Raw genomic sequence first — 17,237 nt, 5'->3', positions numbered from 1 at the left:
CGGTGCCGCTGGCGCACTTCTTCCTGAGGGAGCGGCTGCGCTCAGGCGACGTCGCCGTGGACGCCACCTGCGGCAACGGGCAGGACACGCTGCTCCTGGCGCGACTGGTGGGCGCGAGGGGGCGGGTGTGGGGTTTCGACGTGCAAGCCTCCGCCATTGCGGCCACCCACGCCTTGCTGGAGGTGCACGGTGTCAGCTCCTGTGTCGAGCTGATCCACGGCGGGCACGAGCGCCTCGCGCAGTTCGTGCCTCCGGGAGTCCGTGCGGTCGTCTTCAACCTCGGTTACCTCCCCGGGAGCGAGACCCCTCTCACCACCACACCTGAAAACACCATCGCTGCCCTCGGGCAGGCGGCGGAGCTGCTGGCTCGCGGCGGCTTTATCCTCATCTGCGTCTATACAGGCCATGAGGGGGGACCCGAAGAGGCCGAGGCGGTGGAGGAGTGGTGCCGGGCGCTGTCGCCGAAACTCTTCAACGCCTGGAGCAGCAGGCAATTGAATCGTCCCGCTGTCGCGCCGTATCTTGTGGTGGTGGAGAAAGTTTGAAAACCCTTTTTGTCCGCAGATTACGCAGATTTACGCAGATTAAGGCAAAAGCATAATGGATGAAAGCACACTCCAGACTGAAGAAATCTGCGGAATCTGCGTAATCTGCGGATAAAGCTTTTTGGCTGTTAAAAATCTGCGTTCATCTGCGTAATCTGCGGATAGACAAGGTTGTAAGGAGTTTCATGCTGCAGGAATTGCTGCCCTTTCTTATCTGTGCGCCGGCTACTGCCTACGCTGCTATCACCTACTTTTGCGGGCGCTCCTTCTTTGGGGCGGATCCCGCTCTTCCTCCCTTCACTCCGCCTGTCTCCATCCTGAAACCGGTGAAGGGGATGGACGGGGAGAGCTTCCAGAATTTCGCCTCTTTCTGCTGCCAGGACTACCCCGCCTACCAGATCGTCTTCGCCGTCGCCTCGGACAGTGACCCGGTCATCCCGGTCATAAAGGAGGTCATGGCGGCTTTCCCCGAAACGGATATCGAGCTCGTCGTCGACGGCGCCATCCACGGCGCGAACTACAAGGTGTGCAACCTCATGCACGCCTTCGCGGCTGCCAAGCACGACTTCCTTATCGTCTGCGACAGCGACATCCGGGTGCGCAAAACCTACCTGCGCGAGGTGTGCGCCCCCTTTGCGGACCCGCAGGTCGGTCTCGTTACCTCCCTGTACCGCACCTCAGGCGTTGCCGGGGCCGGGTGCGCCATCGAGGCGCTCGGCTTCTCATGCGAGATGGTGCCAAACGTCATGGCGGCGCTGAAGCTGGAGGGGCTGTCCTTTGCTCTCGGCGCTTCCATGGCGGTGCGCCGCGACGCCTTGAGAAAGATCGGCGGATTCGAGGCGCTCGTCGACTACCTCGCCGACGACTACCAGCTCGGGCACATGATCTTCAAGGCGGGGTATCGCCTGGAGCTCTCCCCCTTCTACGTCGAGAGCATCATGAAAGGGGAGAAGGTGCCGGAGGTCCTTTCCCGGCAGCTGCGCTGGGCGCGGACCATGCGCGTCTCCCGCCCCGGCGGGTACTTCGCCTCGGGGATCACCTTCCCCTTCCCGGCGGCACTCCTGGCCCTCCTGATCTCCGGCTTTTCCGCGGGCGGCATATGCGCCGCGGCGTTTCTTTATGCGGTGCGCGCTGCTACCTGTCTTTCCTACAGCCGCTCGTTCGTGAGGGACAAGCTGCTGCCGCGCTGGCTCTGGCTGCTGCCGATTCGCGATGGTTTTTCCTTTGCGGTGTGGGGGCTGTCGTTTCTGGGGAACCGGGTGCGCTGGAGGGGTCACCTCTTTGAGCTTTCCCCGGGGGGGAAGATTGCGGAGATTGCGGAGTGAGAATGAGAAAAGGGCTAGCCGTGAAAGCTAGCCCTTTTTTACTAGGGGCTGGTGGCGTGTCCATGTAGGCCGGAATAAGCGAAGCGTTTCCGGCAGAAAGGTTGCAGCGCTGAGAGGCCGGCATATCGCCGGGAACGCCTGCGGCTTATCCCGGCCTACATTTCTGCTCCCCCTTCACATCTGCTCATGTAGGCCGGAATAAGCGAAGCGTTTCCGGCAGAAAGGTGGCAGCTCAGATCGCCGCCCGAGGTGCCGGGAACGCCTGCGGCTTATCCCGGCCTACATTTCCTACGGCTTCGGCAGCACTCTACCGCCGCAGCAGCCAGAGGATGAAGGAGAGAACCACCGAGACGATGATGCTGGTGGCAAGGGGGAAGTAGAAGGTGACGTTCTCCTTCTTGATGTAGATGTCCCCCGGAAGCCGCCCGAGCCACGGCACCTTCCCGGCGAGGGTGAAGAGGACGCCTACCAGGGCTATCAGGAGCCCCATCACGATAAGACTCTTTCCGAATCCCGGCATGATCAACCTCTCGCGCTACTTCTTCAGATAGCGCTCCTTTTCGCTGTAGATACACCCGCAGTACTTCTGGCGGTAGAGCCCCATCTCCTTCGAGAGGTTGATCCCTTCCTGCCAGCCACGCCTGTAGTCGTCATAGTGAAATCTTACCCCGTAGCGCTCCCCCAGCTCAATCCCCGCCTCGCGTATGGCGTCGTGATTCTGGTACCTGCTGTAGAGAAGGGTGCTGGTGAAGGCGGGGAATCCCTTTTCCGCGGCGGTCCGCGCCGTCTCCTCCATCCTCGAGCGATAACAGTAGGTACAGCGGCTTTTCGGCTCCTGCGCCACGGCCGCTAGGAATTCCTCCAGGAGATACTCGTCCCTCATCACCACCGGCAGCTCCACCATCGCCGCGTAGCTCTGAAGCGCCTCCTTGCGCAGCCGGAACTCCGTGTACGGGTGAATGTTGTGGTTGTAGAAGAAGCCGGTCACCTCCAGCCCCGATGACCGGAGCTCCTTTACAGGGTAGATGGCGCACGGCGCGCAGCAGATGTGCAGCAGCACTTGCATCGCTTTCCTCGTCTAGGGACGCTCGACGGCGTTCCACTTCCCGGTGCTGCGGCTCCACCCGATGAGGTAGAGCATCGCCTCGGAGGTGTTGCCGTAAATGGTGCTGATCGTCCCGCCGGCTGTATTGTAGGCGGAATCATCCTTCACGTACACCGGCGTCACATGGTCCCCCATGGTGAGGCCGGAGGCGAGCGCGGTCGCTCCGGTGGAGCCGTTCATGATGCCGTCGTCCAGAAAGTCGATGCTATCATAGATGAGCCTGCGTGAATAGGAGCGGGCATGGGCGTAGGCGGCAGGCTCGCGCTTCAGGAGATTGAAGTTGAAGCAGGCGCCCATCATCTTCTTGCCGTTCACCGTCCCGCCGCGCGTCCAGTCCCTCACAGCCTGCTTCTTGCCGTTCACCGGCAGGATCTTCTCGTCGTAGAAATAGGGGTAGACGGCCTTGTTGAAGCTGATCTCGTACTTCGTGAGAAGAAGGTGCTCCATGAGGCGTAGCGCTTCCTCGTACGCTTCGGCCTGCGGCTCGAGGAAGATCCTCGCGAAGTCCGAGCCGTCCGCCGCGAGGGGGACCGTGTTTTCCGAGGTGTGGCAGTTGATGCACACCTGGCGGTAGGCGTTGGCGTCGATCTTCATGGAGTGCCCAGATGCCTCGCGTTTCGCGACTCCGCTTCCATTCAGGTGGCACGTGACGCACGGACCGTTCTTGTCCAGCACGCCGGGGACGAAGAAGGACAGGTTATGCCTGTCCCCGTTGATGAGGGGGGTGCCGAGGTTCCTGTGCGCACTGGTGGTGGCCTTCAACATCCCGCCCGGGGTCGAGTCGCTGTCGGGCGAGAGGGACTGCCCGTAGGTCGAGCTCCCGAATGGCGCGCTGGCGGAGGTGAAGTTCGTGAAGCCGATCTTCATGTACATGAGCCCCGCAGCCGCCAGGTAGTGCGAGTTTTCGAAACCCGCATTGCCGAAAGCCCCGTCCGCGAGCGCGTTGATGGTAGCACCGCTCTCCAGCCCCGCGTGGCAGGGGAGGCAGAGGTTACTCTCACCCACATCGGGGAAGCGCGCCGCGGCGACTCCCTTGTACGGAGCCGACACTGCAGCGAGCTGGCGCAGGCTGCTTTTGTAGTTGTAGCTTTCATGGCAGGTGTCGCAGCCGAGTACCCCGCGGGTCGTATCTCCGACGCCGAAGGCGGGAGTCGGAGTGGCGAAGTCGGTGACGTACTTCTTGAATCCTGTGCTGGTGTGGCAACGATTGCAGCCGTCGGTCCTGCTCTTGAAGTCGTAGTGGTTGAACGCTTCCGCGTCGGTCTTGCCGTGGCCGGAAAGGGCGAAGGCGCGGTGCTGCGGCGTCAGGGTGTTCTGGTGCGGGTTGTGGCAGGAGCGGCATTTTCCCTGGTTCGCCACATTGACGTAGGAGGCGCCCACTACTCCGGTTCCGGAGACGCTTCCGAAGTGCTGCGGGGCGTTTTTCATCAGGACGTCTTCGGAGTGACTTACTCCGTGGCACTTCAGGCACTTCCCGTCGGTGTCCGGATTGCGGGTCACCTCGTACCCGGTGGGGGATCCACCGCCGCCGTGGCAGGTGCTGCAGACGTTCGGGTGTCCTATGGCGGGCTCGTGGCAGTCCGCACACCCTGCGCCGTTGGCCAGAGCATGGCTCGATCCCTGCCACTCGCTTATCAGGGAGACTTTCGTGCCGGGAGAGACTGCATCTTCGTGGCAGCGGATGCACTCCCGGGAAAGCGCCTCCTTGGAGACCGCTGTCGTCGTAGTCCCACCCCCGCCGCAGCCGGAGAGAAGCAGGGTGGCAGATATCGCGAGAGTGGCGAGACTTCTAAGCTGCATACTGTACAGTCCTCCAAATTTTGCTGGTAGCCTTATAGCATTTCCCCGGGCAAAAATGTAGGAAAAAGTAAACAATATCTCACCGTATTTTTCCCAACAAATGTGCGGCACGTATACTTTGTTAAGTTGACTTCACGTCGGCAATACTGTAATAATCGTCCCCCGATGTGGTATCTTGAGTACCTTCTGTGCTGCATCATCCATAAAGTGATGAGTTTTCGCTAATTCAGCTTCAGGTTCAATGCATTCGCAGGAGGATTGTTAGTGTTTTCTAAAAGCCGTCTCGCTCTGGCAGCACTGTCCCTCACCGCCGCTGCCCTTTTGCCGCTCGTCGCTCCGTCCCCGTCGCACGCTATCCCGGCCTATGCCCGCCAGCACAAGACCGAGTGCTCCACATGCCATACGATCTATCCGGAACTCAATGAATTCGGCGAGGCGTACCTGCGAAACAGCTACGTCTGGCCAAGCGGCGCCCATGCCGCACCGGCGGGGAAGGGTGAGGCGCAGCGCACCGAGGGGCTGTGGCTTTCCGGGATCCCGGAGATGCTCCCGGTCTCCTTCACCGCGACGATCGACGCAGCCTACAACAGCCGCGCCGTGGACGAGCTCGACCTCTCCAGCCGCTCCATCAGGCTCCAGGCAAGTAGCGCCTTCCGCGACGTCGCCGCCTTCTACCTCACCTACAACCTCTACGCGCAGGACCTGCAGACCGGCGCGCACAACAACCCGAACAACGCCTCGCCGGACATAAACGAGCTCTTCGCGATCTGGCGCCATGCATTGAAGACGCCGGTGAACGTGCGGATCGGCCGCATGGAACCGAAGCTCTCCCTGTGGAAAAAGTCGAACCGCGTCATCACCGTCCCCTCCTTCGCTTCCACGACCTACACCCAGGGGCAGGGGGGCTCCCAGTGGAGCGTCGACACTCCCCAGGACGCCCTGGAGGTGAACTCCCTCATAGGGGACCGCGTCCTCGTTTCCGCTGGGGTGGCGAACCGGAAAGGGCAAAACAGCAAGGACTACTACGGGCACATCTCCGGGAGGTTCGGCGGCACCGACTTCAGCGGTCACGAGCCGGAGGTCGACCTGGAAAAGGAAGCGACCGTCTGGGACTACCTCGGGATCACCGTCGGCGCTTTCGGCTACTCCGGTCATAACGGCGTCATCGACGCCTTTGGTGTCGCGCAGGAGCGAAACAACTTCTACCGCGCTGGCGCGGAGATCGACCTCCTGTACAAGAGGCTGCACCTGAAGGGAAGCGGCGTCCTCGGCAGGGACACCAATCCCGACCTCTCCGCGGGTGGGAGCGCGCTGCACAGCCATGCCGTCACGGTCGAAGGTGAGTATATGTTCGGCGCGCCGGTCGACGTGGTTGCCCTCATGCGCTACGACTACTTCTACAACCTGCAGGGAGCAACCCGCCGCTATATTCCGGCGGTCGCGTACACGCCGCTGCAGAACACGAAGCTGTCGCTCGAGTACATCTACGAAGACGGGGCGCAGGCGATCAACAGGACGACTCTGGCTTCGCTCGCTTTCAGCTTCTAAGGCTTTCCCTTAAAGGGAAAAGAGGATTCGCCGATACGTTTGTCACCGGACTGCCGGCATGCAATAACCCAACATCCGTGGAGGATATCTACATGAAGAAGACTCTCCTTACGCTCCTTGTTCTGGCCCTTTCCGTCAGCGCCGCCCATGCAGGACTGAAGGTTGTCGGTAAAGGCGATGCCATGCGCCTCGACCCCTCCGCCTTCCCACCGGCGATGAAGGCGAACTACGACATCATGAAGGTGCGGTGCGTAAAGTGCCACACGCTGGAGCGCACCATCGTGGCGATCCAGACCGGCATCGCCCCGATCTCCGGGCAGCCCTTCGACCGTAACGCCACGAAGGCGTACGGCGTGAAGATGCTCCGGAAGCCGGACTCCAACATGTCCAAGCCCGAGATCAAGGCAACCGTCGACCTCATGAACTACCTTCTGGTTGAAGCGGAACACTAAATGGCACTCAAAGATGTGAAGATCGGCTCCCGCCTGATAGGCTCCTTCATGGTGATGGCGCTCCTCGTCGCCATCACCGGCGCCTTCGGTGCCCTCACCATGAAAAGGGTGGGGGGGCAGATCCAGGACATTCTCGAACAGCTTTCGAAGCAGCAAAAGCAGGTCCTTTTGATGGCGGTGACTCAGAAGTACTGTCACGTGAGCCTCATGCAGGCTGCGCTGGTGCGCAGCGAGAAGGACAAGTTCGAGGAGTATGTCGACGACTACCGGATGAAGCGGGACCTCCTGGTGAGCCAGGCGCAGACCCTGCTGGACGGCAACGCAAAGATGCACCTGAAGCCCGCGGTGAAGGGGAGCGTCATCGAGAAGCGCACCAGGGACTTCCAGGCAAGCTGGGGGGAGTTCGAGAGGGTCGCGGACGAGCTTATCGCACAAAAGGAGAAGCTGCTGGCCCAGGGCGGGCAGGCTTCCCTCTCCGATCCGAAGCTGCACCAGCTCGCCAACGACGACATCACCATGGCGAGCGACAAATCAAAGGGTGAGCTGGACGACATCCTCGTGGAGGTCGGCAACCGCATGACCGATGCCGGCGCCCACGTGACGCAGATCCAGCGCACGGCCGGCTTCACCTTTGTCGCCGTCATCATCGGTGCGATTCTTCTCGCCGTCGCCATGGGCGCCCTTATTACCCGCAACATCGTGAGCCGCATCAACGTCATGGTCGCCGCGGTAAACCGCGGGGCGGAAGGGGATCTCTCCGCCACGGTCGCCACCGACTCGGCCGACGAGCTCGGAAAGCTCGGCGGCGACTTCAACGAGATGGTCGGGAAGCTCTCCGGGATGATCGGGAACGTCTCCCGCTCCTCCTCCGAGCTCGCCGTCATCTCCGACGTCATGGCGAAGGCCTCCCAGAGCGTGGTGGAGTCGGCGAAGACCCAGGCGGAAAGCGTGTCGCGCACCTCCGCCGCCATCGTGGAGATAAACGCCTCCGTGCGCGGGGTCGGAAGCAGCGTCGACTCCCTCTCCATCTCCGCGGCGGAGAGCGCCTCGTCGGTGCTGGAGATGGCCTCCTCCGTCGAGGAGGTCGTGCAGAACATGGAGGATCTCTCCCAGTCGGTCGGTGAGGTGAGCTCCTCCATCGGGGAGATGGCAGCCTCCATCCGCCAGGTCGGAAATGGCGTGGTGAGCCTCATGGAGGTCTCCACCGCTACCGCCTCCTCTGTCATGCAGATGGACAGCTCGATCAAGCAGGTCGAGAGAAACGCGAACGAAACGGCGGCGATCTCCAACACGGTGCGGGTCGACGCCGAGACGGGGAAAGAGGCGGTACAGGCGGTGATCCAGGGGATGCAGGAGATCAAGCGCTCCTCCCGCATCACCAGTGAAGTCATCAGCACCCTCTCCGATCGTGCCGCCGACATCGGCGACATCCTCTCCGTCATCGACGAGGTGGCGGAGCAGACGAACCTCCTTGCGCTGAACGCGGCGATCATAGCCGCCCAGGCAGGAGAGCACGGAAAGGGATTCGCCGTCGTGGCGGACGAGATAAAGGATCTCTCCGAGCGCACCTCTTCCTCCACCCGCGAGATCGCTCTCGTCATCAGGGGGGTCCAGGAGGAGACGCGCAGGGCTGTGGAGGCGATCGAGCAGGCGCAGGCGGCGATCGCCGACGGCGAGCTCCTCAGTCACAAGTCGGGTGAGGCGCTCTCCAAGATCGTGATCGGCGTCAGCGAGGCGACTGCGCAGGTAGGGGAGATTGCCCGCACCACGGTCGAGCAGGCGAAGGGGAGCCAGATGATCCGGGAGGCGATGGAGCAGGTCTCGGAGATGGTGACCCAGATCGCCAAGGCGACGCGGGAGCAGGGGATGGGTAGCGAGCTCATCATGGGGGCGGTGGAGAACATGAAGGTCCTCACCTCCCAGGTCCTCTCCTCGACGCGCGAGCAGAACAAGGTGGGGACGCTGATGGCGAAGTCCACCGAGAGCATCACCGAGATGATCCGGCACATAAAGAGGGCGTGCGACGAGCAGGGGCGCGGCTCCGAGCAGATCGTCGCCTCCGTCGAGGACATCCAGCAGGCGACCGACGGGAACCTGGAGGCGAGCCGCACGCTGGACGACGCGGCCTCCCGGCTCTTCAGGCAGACAGAGATTCTCAAGAAGGAGCTCGGCGCCTTCAAGACCGCCGGGTAGGATTCTGGAGAAAGACCGGGGCAGCACGCCCCACGGTTACAGGAAAGCAGTCACGGCGCGTTCGACGAACGCGCCGTAACTATTTTGTGAAGAACAAACACCATCCCCCCCCCTGTCCCTCCCCTTGAAAGGGAGGGGACGCCATCCGGGCGGCTCGCCGTGTAACGGGAGCCTTCGGGTGCCGGAAGCTCTTTCGCTCCCGGGAGGGGTACCAGAGGAGATAACGGACCATGAGCAGGATTACCGAGAAATTTGCCTCGCTGCGAAGCGCCGGAGAAAAAGCACTTATCACCTTCATCACCGCAGGGGACCCCGATCTGTCGGTCACCGAGGAGGCGGTGCTCGAACTGGAGCGCTCCGGAGCGGACCTCATCGAGCTCGGCATCCCCTTCTCCGACCCGATGGCGGACGGCCCGACCATACAGCTCTCCTCCGAGCGGGCCCTGGCAGCCGGCACCACGCTCCCGAAGATCCTCGACATGGTGCGGTCGCTGAGGGCGAAGACCCAGATCCCCATTGTCCTTATGGGGTATTTCAATCCGATCTTCCGGTACGGTGCCGAGCGTTTCGCTGCTGATGCGGCCGCTGCAGGGGTCGACGGCGTTCTGGTTGTCGACCTTCCCCCCGAGGAGGCGCCGGAGCTTAAGGTTGCCACCGATGCCCACGGGCTGGACCTCATTTTCCTCCTGACCCCGACTTCCGACCCCACGCGCGTGGAACTCGTCTCCAGGCTCGGCAGCGGCTTCATTTACTACGTCTCAGTGACCGGGGTGACCGGTGCCCGCACCACGATGGCGGACACCCTGGGGGAGCGCGTGGCGCAGGTGAGAGAACAGCTCAACCTGCCGCTGGTGGTGGGCTTTGGCATCTCCGACGCCGTACAGGCAGGGCGGATGGCGAAAGTCGCCGACGGCGTCGTCGTGGGGAGCGCGCTGGTGAAGCACTTCGAGGCGAAAAGTGGCGCCCCGCTTCTGGAGTCGGTCGGGGAGTTCGTCTCCACCCTGAAGCAGGGCGTGGCGGCGAAATAGTCAGTTACGCGACGATGGATCAACTGGTTGGGACGAGGGTTTCAGCCGTGGGAGAGAGAGTTTCCGCGTACTTGGACGTGGCGGTTTTTCCCTTTCCAGATTTTGCTTTGACATGGCTGCGCCTTTCTGGTAACAATCGGCCGTTCGTTTCATAGAATAAAAGGACCGAGGAATCGAGTCTTTAAGAGGGAAAATATGGCCTGGTTCAAAAGAGACAATCCACCGCAGGCGAAGGGTGGAAACCCGAGGGTTCGGGTCCCCGAGGGACTGTGGACGAAGTGCGTCGGCTGCGGCGAGACGATCTACACGAAAGACATCGAGAAAAACCTGAACGTCTGCCCGAAGTGCAACCACCACTATCGCATCCCCGCGATGAAGAGGCTGGAGCTTCTGCTCGACGAGGGGAGTTTCGTGGAATTCGACGCCGGGATGACCGCGACCGACTTCCTGAAGTTCAAGGACTCCAAGAGCTACCAGGACCGCATCGACGCGGCGATCGCCAAGGGTGGCAGCAAGGACGCCATCATCTGCGGCAAGGGTGCGGTGGAAGAGACTCCGGTCCATATCTGCGTCTTCGACTTCTCCTTCATGGGGGGGAGCATGGGGAGCGTCGTCGGCGAGAAGATCACCCGGGCGATCGAGCGCGGCATCGCGGAGCGCACCCCGGTGGTGATCGTCTCCGCTTCCGGCGGCGCACGTATGCAGGAGAGTATCTTAAGCCTCATGCAGATGGCGAAGACCTCCGCTGCACTCGCCAAGCTGCGGGAAGCTGGGCTGCCGTACGTCTCCATTCTCACCGACCCCACCACCGGTGGAGTTACCGCGAGCTTCGCCATGCTCGGTGACGTGAACATCTCCGAGCCGAAGGCGCTCATCGGCTTTGCCGGTCCGCGCGTCATCGAGCAGACGATCCGCCAGAAACTCCCGGTGGGCTTTCAGCGTGCCGAGTATCTCCTCGATCACGGCATGGTGGACGTCATCGCCAGCCGCCACCAGCTGAAATCGCAGCTCTCCAGGATACTGAAGATGCTGTACCGGCAGTAGGTACATCGGGAGAGGGGGCCAATTCGGCCCCCTCTGTCTATCCGGCACCTCTATCTTCCTATGATCTCCTTCTCGCAGCTCGGCACCTTCTCCGGCACATCCCTTCTCCTCATATTCACCCCGGGCCCCGACATCATCTACGTCCTCACCCGCGGGATTGCACAGGGGAAGAGAGTCGCCCTTTCCGCCGCCGCCGGCTTTGCACTCGGAAACTTCGCCCACACCTTCTTCGCCGTCATCGGACTCTCCGCCCTTATCACCTCGTCCCCCCTTGCCTTCAGCGCCGTACGATACGCGGGCGCCCTCTACCTCGGTTACCTCGGCTGGGGACTCCTGAAAAGCGGCGCCTCCTTCGTCCCCGACGGCGGGGGTGGGAGCCTCCAGTGCCGCACCGTCTTTCGGCAGAGCGTGCTGGCCAACATCATGAACCCGAAGGTCGCCCTCTTCTTTCTCGCCTTCTTCCCCCAGTTTCTCGAGCGCGGGCGCGGCGAGGTGCCGCTCCAGATCATCACCCTCGGCACGGTCTTTGTCATCCTCACCTTGTTCTCCTTCGGCCTTGTCGCCATCTGTTCCGGTTCGGTCGGAACGCTCCTGAACCGCCGCCCCGGCGTCGCTCCCCGCATCGGCAGGTGCGCGGGGATCGTCCTCATGGCCCTCGCCCTGCGTCTTGCCCTCCCGTTCTAGAGCCTCATGATTTGGCAGGATAAAATTTTTTTTCTCTAATTGTGCCCCGCGCCGTTCCCGTACAGCACCCCCTCCTAATGGTAACTCTGCCTAAAAATATAAACATTTCGTATGCTTGCCTTTTCTGCCTCACCAATCACCCCTTCAAACTCTTTTTTGTCATGATTAGAGCCTTCCACTAAATATTATGCAACTCGCTCCGATAACCCATCTTATTGATTGCGTTGCTGTTTTGTGCCGCTATGCTATGGGGTGCGTTTATGGGCGGATTAACAGAGGCCCATCCGCTGCCGAGATCGGAGTGGATGGCGCTGGTGGACGAGGATCTTTTCATGCCGGAAAGAAGGGTCAAGAAAGAGTCGGTGCGCACCCAGGCGCTTGTCATCGTCGTCTGGTACCTCGTGGCCGGCGCCGGCTGGATCCTCTTCTCCGACATGCTGCTGGGCGACATGGTGCACGACAACGCCCTCCTGACCCGCCTCCAGATCGTGAAGGGGTGGCTCTTCCTCGCCGTCACCGGCACCCTCCTTTTCCTTCTGATCCGCAGGGGCTTTGCCATGATAGCCAGCAAGAACGAGCTGCTGGCGCAAAGCGAGGCTCACTACCGGATGCTCTTCGAGAAGATGCAGAACGGTTTCGCGCTGTACGAGGCGATCTACGACGACGCGGGCAACCCCGTCGACTACCGGTTCGCCCAGTTCAACCCCGGCTACGAAGAGATCACCGGCCTCAAGTCCTGCCAGGTGGTGGGAAGGACTGTGCGAGAGGTGCTCCCCGAAATCGAATCGGCTTGGCTCGAGATGTACGCTGACGTGGTGCGGACGGGGCGTCCCGCGCACTTCGGCGGCTACTCCCGCGACCTCGGAAGGCACTACGAGGTGCACGCCTACTGTACCGGCCCGGGCACCTTCGCGGTGGTATGCATCGACGTGACGGAGAAGCGCCTGGCGGAGGAGGAGGTGGCGCGCCTCACCAAGGATCTGGAGAACAGGGTCGAGGAGAGGACCGCGCAGTACGTGCAGGCGAACGAGGAGATTTCCTGGCTGAACGCCGACCTCCTGCGGCAGAAGACGGAGCTGGAGGCTGCCAACGCCGAACTGGAGGCTTTCAGCTTCTCCGTCTCCCACGACCTGCGCGCCCCCGTCCGCAACGTCTGCTCCTTTGCCCAGCTTCTGCAGGAGGACTACGGCGACCGGCTGGACAGGGCGGGGCAGGACTATCTTGAGCGGATAAACACTTCCTGCAGGCGTGCGGAAGCCCTCATCGACGAGCTTTTGCAGCTGGCGCGCATCAGCCGCTCCTCCATAAACGTGAAGAGGCTCGACCTCTCCGCCATGGGGGAGGAGATCGCCGCGGAGCTCCTGACGATCGATCCGGAGCGCCAGGTGAACTTCACCATCCCACCGGGGATCGAGGCGCAGGGGGACGAGACCCTCATGCGCACCGTTCTCACCAACCTTTTGGGAAACGCCTACAAGTACTCCGGGAAGAGGGTGGTGGCCGCCATCGAGCTCGGGGTCGAGGAGCAGGAGTTCGGGCCCGTCTACTACGTGCGGGACAACGGCGCCGGGTTCGACATGGAGAAGGCGGCGCAGCTCTTCGCACCGTTCCACAGGCTGCACCGGAGCTCGGAGTTCGAGGGGAACGGAGTCGGGCTCGCCATCGTGCAGAGGGTGATCCGCCGCCACGGCGGAGATGTCTGGGCAAGGGCGGAAGTCGCAAAGGGGGCGACCTTCTACTTCACCCTCGGCGCGCTCCCGAAAACGCCGTATCAGCAGCATCTCGCGGCGATGTGAGAGCCCCCCTATTAGCTAGACTTTTCCCTCCTCTTTACCTATAATCCCCCGCTGTCATGACCTATGAAGAAACCCTTGCCCATATCTACGCCCTCGGGCGCTTCGGCATAAAACCCGGACTCGACAGGATCACCCGCCTTCTCCAAAGCCTCGGAAACCCGCAGGACGCCTACAGGGTCGTTCACGTCGCTGGGACCAACGGCAAAGGGTCTACAGCCTCTTTCCTCTCCTCCATCATGAGCGCCGACGGCTACCGCACCGGGCTTTTCACCTCGCCGCATCTCATCTCCTTCACCGAGCGAATCCGCGTCGACGGCGCGGAGATTGCGCGGGAGCGGGTGGCGGGGCTGGCGCAGACCGTCATGGATGCGGCTCCGGAGGGGAGCACCTTCTTCGAGATAGTCACCGCCATGGCGGCGCTCTACTTTGCACAGGAGAACGCGGATCTCGCCGTCTTCGAGGTGGGGATGGGGGGGCGCCTCGACGCGAGTAACGCGCTGCAAAGCATCCTCTCGGTCATCACGCCGGTGTCGATGGACCACCGTGAATACCTCGGCGACTCCCTCGACAAGATAGCCGCCGAAAAGGCGGGGATCTGCCGGCGCGGTGTGCCGCTGGTGTGCGCGCGCCAGCATCCGGCGGCACTGCGGATCATCATGGACCACGCGAGGGTAACCGGCTCCCCCCTCTACCTCTCCCCCGACGCCTTCGATGCGCGATGGGAAGGGAAGACCCTCACCTACCGCGGATTGCACGGCGTGTACGAGGGGATCGTCCCCGGCTCCCCGGGCCGCTACCAGAGCGGCAACGTCGCCTGCGCGGTTGCTGCGGCGGAGCTCCTCTCCGAGCTCGGTTTCCCCCTCCTTCCGGAGGCGGTGTACAGCGGTGTGGCGGGGGCTGTGTGGCCGGGGCGCATGGAGCTCTTCCCCGGCCCTCCGAGGGTCCTTCTCGACGGAGCGCACAACCCGGCCGGGACCGCAGCCCTTGCGGACGCGCTCGGGGAGATGGAGCGGGACCGCCTTTTCCTGGTCCTCGGTGTCATGGGGGACAAGGACCTCATCGGGATGCTGGAGCCGCTGCTGCCGCTGGCGGATGGAGTGTTCACCGTCGCCCCGGCGCTGGAGCGCGCCTCCGACCCGGCGATTCTGGCCGAGTTCTGCAGGGAAAGGGGGGTGGCTGCCCAGGCCTGCTCCTCTGTGGCCGACGGCATCAGCGAGGCGCGTGCCACCGCCCGCGAAGGTGATCTTATCGTTATCTGTGGCTCCCTCTTCACCGTCGGGGAGGCCAGAGGAATTCTCCTCTCCCGCCGCTTCGAGCCTTTCCGGGGGTAGCCGTGCGCAGTAAAAAGTCTTTCAAATCGAAATGGAAGGGAGCCCTCCCGCTCCCCGGTGCCGTGACCGCTTCCGGCCCGGCCGTGACTCCGCTGAGGAAAAAGGGCTCCCGAGCCCTTCTCGCCTGCACGCTCCTTCTCCCCCTCTGCGCCCTCTCCGCCCGCGCCGAGGAGCCCGCACGGGGGGCTGCGGAAGTGGCTCCCGCAGCGGCTGGCGCTGCGGCTCCCGCACCTGCCACCGGCGCTGCCGGAGTCGGCGCGGCGAACGGCGATGTCGTGCGGCTGAGCGCCGATTCCCTCTCCTTCGATCTCCCCACCGAGACGTATGAGGCAAAGGGATCGGTGCGGCTGCAGCGCTACGGCGCCTCCCTCTTTGCCGACCGCATGACCTTCAACACCCTCTCCCAGGATGCTGTCGCCGAGGGATCGGTGCGGCTGGAGCGCGGCGACGATGTCCTGAGGGGACAGAGGATCTGGCTGAACCTCCTGAGCCGTCAGGGCGAGCTTCTAAACGGCGATCTCTTCGTGAAGAAATCGAATTTCCGCCTCAGGGGGGACCGGCTCCAGAAGACCGGCGACGAAGATTACCACCTCGACCGCGGGACCTTCACCACCTGCGAAGGGGAGCATCCGAGCTGGCACTTCGAGGTCACAGACCTCGACGTCACGCTGAACCAGTATGCCACGGGGCGTCACGCGGTGTTCTACGCCGGCGACGTGCCGCTCTTCTACACCCCGTACCTCCTTTTCCCGGTCCTTACCGAGCGCTCCTCGGGGCTTCTCTTCCCGAAGTTCGGGAGGTCCACCAAGAAGGGGACGTACTTCTACCAGCCGTTTTACTGGGCGATCTCCCCGAGCCAGGACCTGACGGTCGGCCTCGACCTGCAGAGCGCGAGGGGGGTCGGCACCGGATTCGAGTACCGCTACATCCGCAAGGAAGGGAGCCAGGGGATGCTCCTTGGCAACGGCCTCTACGATACCAACGAGCGCCGCTTCCGTGGGGAGGTGGTGCAGAAGCACCTGGAGATGCTCACCCCGAGGACGACCTTTGCCTCCGACATCGCCCTCGTCTCGGACCGCGCCTACTATCGCGACTTCGGGGAGACGGCGGGGCAGTACAACAGGCAGCTGCACGAGTCCTCCGCCTACCTCTCCCACCGCTGGGACCGCTACGAGGCTCTGGGGGGGCTGCGCTACGTGCAGAGTCTGCAGCCCTCCGAAAACGACCCGGTGGACAACACGACCACTCTGCAGCGCCTCCCCCTCCTGAGCTTCGTGGGGACCGGGGACAGGATCGGGCCGCTGTACTTCTCTCTTGATTCCAGCGCGGTTCACTTCGAGCGCGAGTCCGGCGGCACCGGCGAGAGGGTGGAACTGCACCCGCGCCTCTCCTACTATGCAAAGCCCGGGGGGATGGTCGACTTCTCCCTCTACGGCGGGTATCACCAGCGCTTCTACCATACCTTCGGTGCCGACACCGTCAGCACGGGAGAGGGGGAAGGTGAGGCCGATGCCGGCGCTACCGTGGGGCTGCCGCTGGAGAAGATCTACGGCGGGACGCTTCGCCACCTGCTGGTGCCGCAGCTGAACTACACCTTCGTGCAGCAGAAGTACCAGGAGGATCTCCCCTTCTTCGACTACGGCGACCGGGTCGTCGGGCAGAGTATCCTCGGCTGGGCCCTCTCCAACGTCTTCACCACGAAGAGGTTCGACGACGACGGCACCCCCCGGTATCGCGAGCTGATGAACTTCACCCTCTCCCAGGGGTACCAGTTCAGCGGCGACCGCCGCGATCTCCTCACCTTCGTGGACGAGAAGCACCACTGGACGGATCTCATGCTGGAGGGACGCCTCTCGCCGTGGGAACGGGTGACTCTTGCAGTGGACAGCCGCTACAATCCGGTGGACAACAACCTCTCCACCGGCAATCTCTCCCTGGAGGCGAAGGGGGACGAGGGGAAGGAGGCGCTGGTGGCGTACCGCTACTCCCGCGAGCACGTCAACTACCTCGAGGCGCACCTCGGCTTCCCCATCGGGAAACCTTTCTTCGCTACCGTCCTTGCCCGCTACTCCCTCGACGGCGGCGGTTTCCTGGAGTCCCGCTACGCGCTGGAGTACCGGCGCCAGTGCTGGAGCATCACCACCGCCTACATCGATCGCACCGGGAACCGGGAGGTCATGGTGAACTTCACGCTCGCCGGGATCGGCCTTGTCGGCGGAGGAAAGGTTTTCTAGAGCTGGCGCCCCCTGGGGCGGGAGGAGACCGCCCCTCCCAGGCTGCACCTTCCTTGCCTCCCGGCGCGGTGCGTGTCAAACTGGAGCGACGCGACCTATTGACACTTCTCCCGGCGCCGGTGTATCTAAGACCGTCTTGATCATTCCGTTGC

Annotated in this window: 14 protein-coding genes; 11 read left to right on the top strand and 3 right to left on the bottom strand. The window is 62.8% G+C overall.

What is annotated here, in order from left to right; all coding sequences use genetic code 11:
- Window positions 1-2: 2 nt before the first annotated feature.
- Both LPW11_RS03970 and hpnI read left to right on the top strand, forming a co-directional pair.
- Complete coding sequence (locus tag LPW11_RS03970) at window positions 3-545, top strand: tRNA (mnm(5)s(2)U34)-methyltransferase (protein WP_230996837.1); 543 nt, start codon at window positions 3-5, stop codon at window positions 543-545.
- 185 nt (window positions 546-730) lie between these two features.
- The gene (gene hpnI / locus LPW11_RS03965; protein ID WP_230996836.1) at window positions 731-1,870 is read left to right on the top strand and encodes a bacteriohopanetetrol glucosamine biosynthesis glycosyltransferase HpnI; all 1,140 of its coding nucleotides are present in this window, start codon (window positions 731-733) and stop codon (window positions 1,868-1,870) included.
- A 307-nt stretch (window positions 1,871-2,177) separates the two neighbouring features.
- Here the strand turns inward: hpnI and LPW11_RS03960 are convergent, their stop codons facing one another.
- Genes LPW11_RS03960 through LPW11_RS03950 form a run of 3 tightly spaced genes read right to left on the bottom strand, consistent with a single transcriptional unit; the run spans window position 2,178 to window position 4,775 of the window.
- Complete coding sequence (locus tag LPW11_RS03960) at window positions 2,178-2,390, bottom strand: DUF2905 domain-containing protein (protein WP_230996835.1); 213 nt, start codon at window positions 2,388-2,390, stop codon at window positions 2,178-2,180.
- A gap of 15 nt (window positions 2,391-2,405) precedes the next feature.
- Window positions 2,406-2,936 (bottom strand): epoxyqueuosine reductase QueH, encoded by a 531-nt coding sequence (locus tag LPW11_RS03955; RefSeq protein WP_230996834.1) that lies wholly within the window; start codon window positions 2,934-2,936, stop codon window positions 2,406-2,408.
- 12 nt (window positions 2,937-2,948) lie between these two features.
- Window positions 2,949-4,775 carry a hypothetical protein gene (locus LPW11_RS03950; protein ID WP_230996833.1) on the bottom strand — a complete coding sequence of 609 codons (1,827 nt, stop codon included), beginning with the start codon at window positions 4,773-4,775 and terminating at the stop codon, window positions 2,949-2,951.
- Between the two features lie 264 nt (window positions 4,776-5,039).
- On the opposite strand from LPW11_RS03950, the gene LPW11_RS03945 reads away from it, so the two are divergent.
- The 9 genes from LPW11_RS03945 (at window position 5,040) to LPW11_RS03905 (ending at window position 17,085) form a co-directional block, all read left to right on the top strand.
- Window positions 5,040-6,323: a porin gene (locus LPW11_RS03945; RefSeq protein WP_230996832.1), complete on the top strand. Its 1,284-nt coding sequence runs from the start codon at window positions 5,040-5,042 to the stop codon at window positions 6,321-6,323.
- A 92-nt stretch (window positions 6,324-6,415) separates the two neighbouring features.
- Window positions 6,416-6,775 carry a cytochrome C gene (locus tag LPW11_RS03940; RefSeq protein ID WP_230996831.1) on the top strand — a complete coding sequence of 120 codons (360 nt, stop codon included), beginning with the start codon at window positions 6,416-6,418 and terminating at the stop codon, window positions 6,773-6,775.
- Window positions 6,776-8,968 carry a methyl-accepting chemotaxis protein gene (locus tag LPW11_RS03935; protein WP_230996830.1) on the top strand — a complete coding sequence of 731 codons (2,193 nt, stop codon included), beginning with the start codon at window positions 6,776-6,778 and terminating at the stop codon, window positions 8,966-8,968.
- A 230-nt stretch (window positions 8,969-9,198) separates the two neighbouring features.
- Window positions 9,199-9,996: a tryptophan synthase subunit alpha gene (gene trpA / locus LPW11_RS03930; protein ID WP_230996829.1), complete on the top strand. Its 798-nt coding sequence runs from the start codon at window positions 9,199-9,201 to the stop codon at window positions 9,994-9,996.
- Window positions 9,997-10,191: 195 nt separating this feature from the next.
- Window positions 10,192-11,040, top strand: a complete 849-nt coding sequence (gene accD / locus LPW11_RS03925) for an acetyl-CoA carboxylase, carboxyltransferase subunit beta (RefSeq protein ID WP_230996828.1) — start codon at window positions 10,192-10,194, stop codon at window positions 11,038-11,040.
- A gap of 60 nt (window positions 11,041-11,100) precedes the next feature.
- Entirely contained in the window at window positions 11,101-11,724 is a 624-nt protein-coding gene (locus LPW11_RS03920; RefSeq protein WP_230996827.1) for a LysE family translocator, read from the top strand.
- Between the two features lie 260 nt (window positions 11,725-11,984).
- Entirely contained in the window at window positions 11,985-13,520 is a 1,536-nt protein-coding gene (locus LPW11_RS03915; RefSeq protein ID WP_230996826.1) for a sensor histidine kinase, read from the top strand.
- Window positions 13,521-13,576: 56 nt separating this feature from the next.
- Complete coding sequence (locus tag LPW11_RS03910; RefSeq protein ID WP_230996825.1) at window positions 13,577-14,851, top strand: bifunctional folylpolyglutamate synthase/dihydrofolate synthase; 1,275 nt, start codon at window positions 13,577-13,579, stop codon at window positions 14,849-14,851.
- 2 nt (window positions 14,852-14,853) lie between these two features.
- Complete coding sequence (locus LPW11_RS03905) at window positions 14,854-17,085, top strand: LPS-assembly protein LptD (RefSeq protein WP_230996824.1); 2,232 nt, start codon at window positions 14,854-14,856, stop codon at window positions 17,083-17,085.
- Window positions 17,086-17,237 lie beyond the last annotated feature (152 nt).

It is taken from the genome of Geomonas sp. RF6 (assembly GCF_021044625.1).
Taxonomy (GTDB): Bacteria; Desulfobacterota; Desulfuromonadia; order Geobacterales; family Geobacteraceae; genus RF6.
This window is presented reverse-complemented; position numbering and strand designations above follow the sequence as displayed.

What these genes read in the sequence shown, in the direction of transcription:
- hpnI (WP_230996836.1), top strand. Translation starts at nt 731, where the DNA reads ATGCTGCAGGAATTGCTGCCCTTTCTTATCTGTGCGCCGGCTACTGCC.
- LPW11_RS03960 (WP_230996835.1), bottom strand. Translation starts at nt 2,390, where the DNA reads ATGCCGGGATTCGGAAAGAGTCTTATCGTGATGGGGCTCCTGATAGCC.
- LPW11_RS03955 (WP_230996834.1), bottom strand. Translation starts at nt 2,936, where the DNA reads ATGCAAGTGCTGCTGCACATCTGCTGCGCGCCGTGCGCCATCTACCCT.
- LPW11_RS03950 (WP_230996833.1), bottom strand. Translation starts at nt 4,775, where the DNA reads ATGCAGCTTAGAAGTCTCGCCACTCTCGCGATATCTGCCACCCTGCTT.
- LPW11_RS03940 (WP_230996831.1), top strand. Translation starts at nt 6,416, where the DNA reads ATGAAGAAGACTCTCCTTACGCTCCTTGTTCTGGCCCTTTCCGTCAGC.
- LPW11_RS03935 (WP_230996830.1), top strand. Translation starts at nt 6,776, where the DNA reads ATGGCACTCAAAGATGTGAAGATCGGCTCCCGCCTGATAGGCTCCTTC.
- trpA (WP_230996829.1), top strand. Translation starts at nt 9,199, where the DNA reads ATGAGCAGGATTACCGAGAAATTTGCCTCGCTGCGAAGCGCCGGAGAA.
- accD (WP_230996828.1), top strand. Translation starts at nt 10,192, where the DNA reads ATGGCCTGGTTCAAAAGAGACAATCCACCGCAGGCGAAGGGTGGAAAC.
- LPW11_RS03920 (WP_230996827.1), top strand. Translation starts at nt 11,101, where the DNA reads ATGATCTCCTTCTCGCAGCTCGGCACCTTCTCCGGCACATCCCTTCTC.
- LPW11_RS03915 (WP_230996826.1), top strand. Translation starts at nt 11,985, where the DNA reads ATGGGCGGATTAACAGAGGCCCATCCGCTGCCGAGATCGGAGTGGATG.
- LPW11_RS03910 (WP_230996825.1), top strand. Translation starts at nt 13,577, where the DNA reads ATGACCTATGAAGAAACCCTTGCCCATATCTACGCCCTCGGGCGCTTC.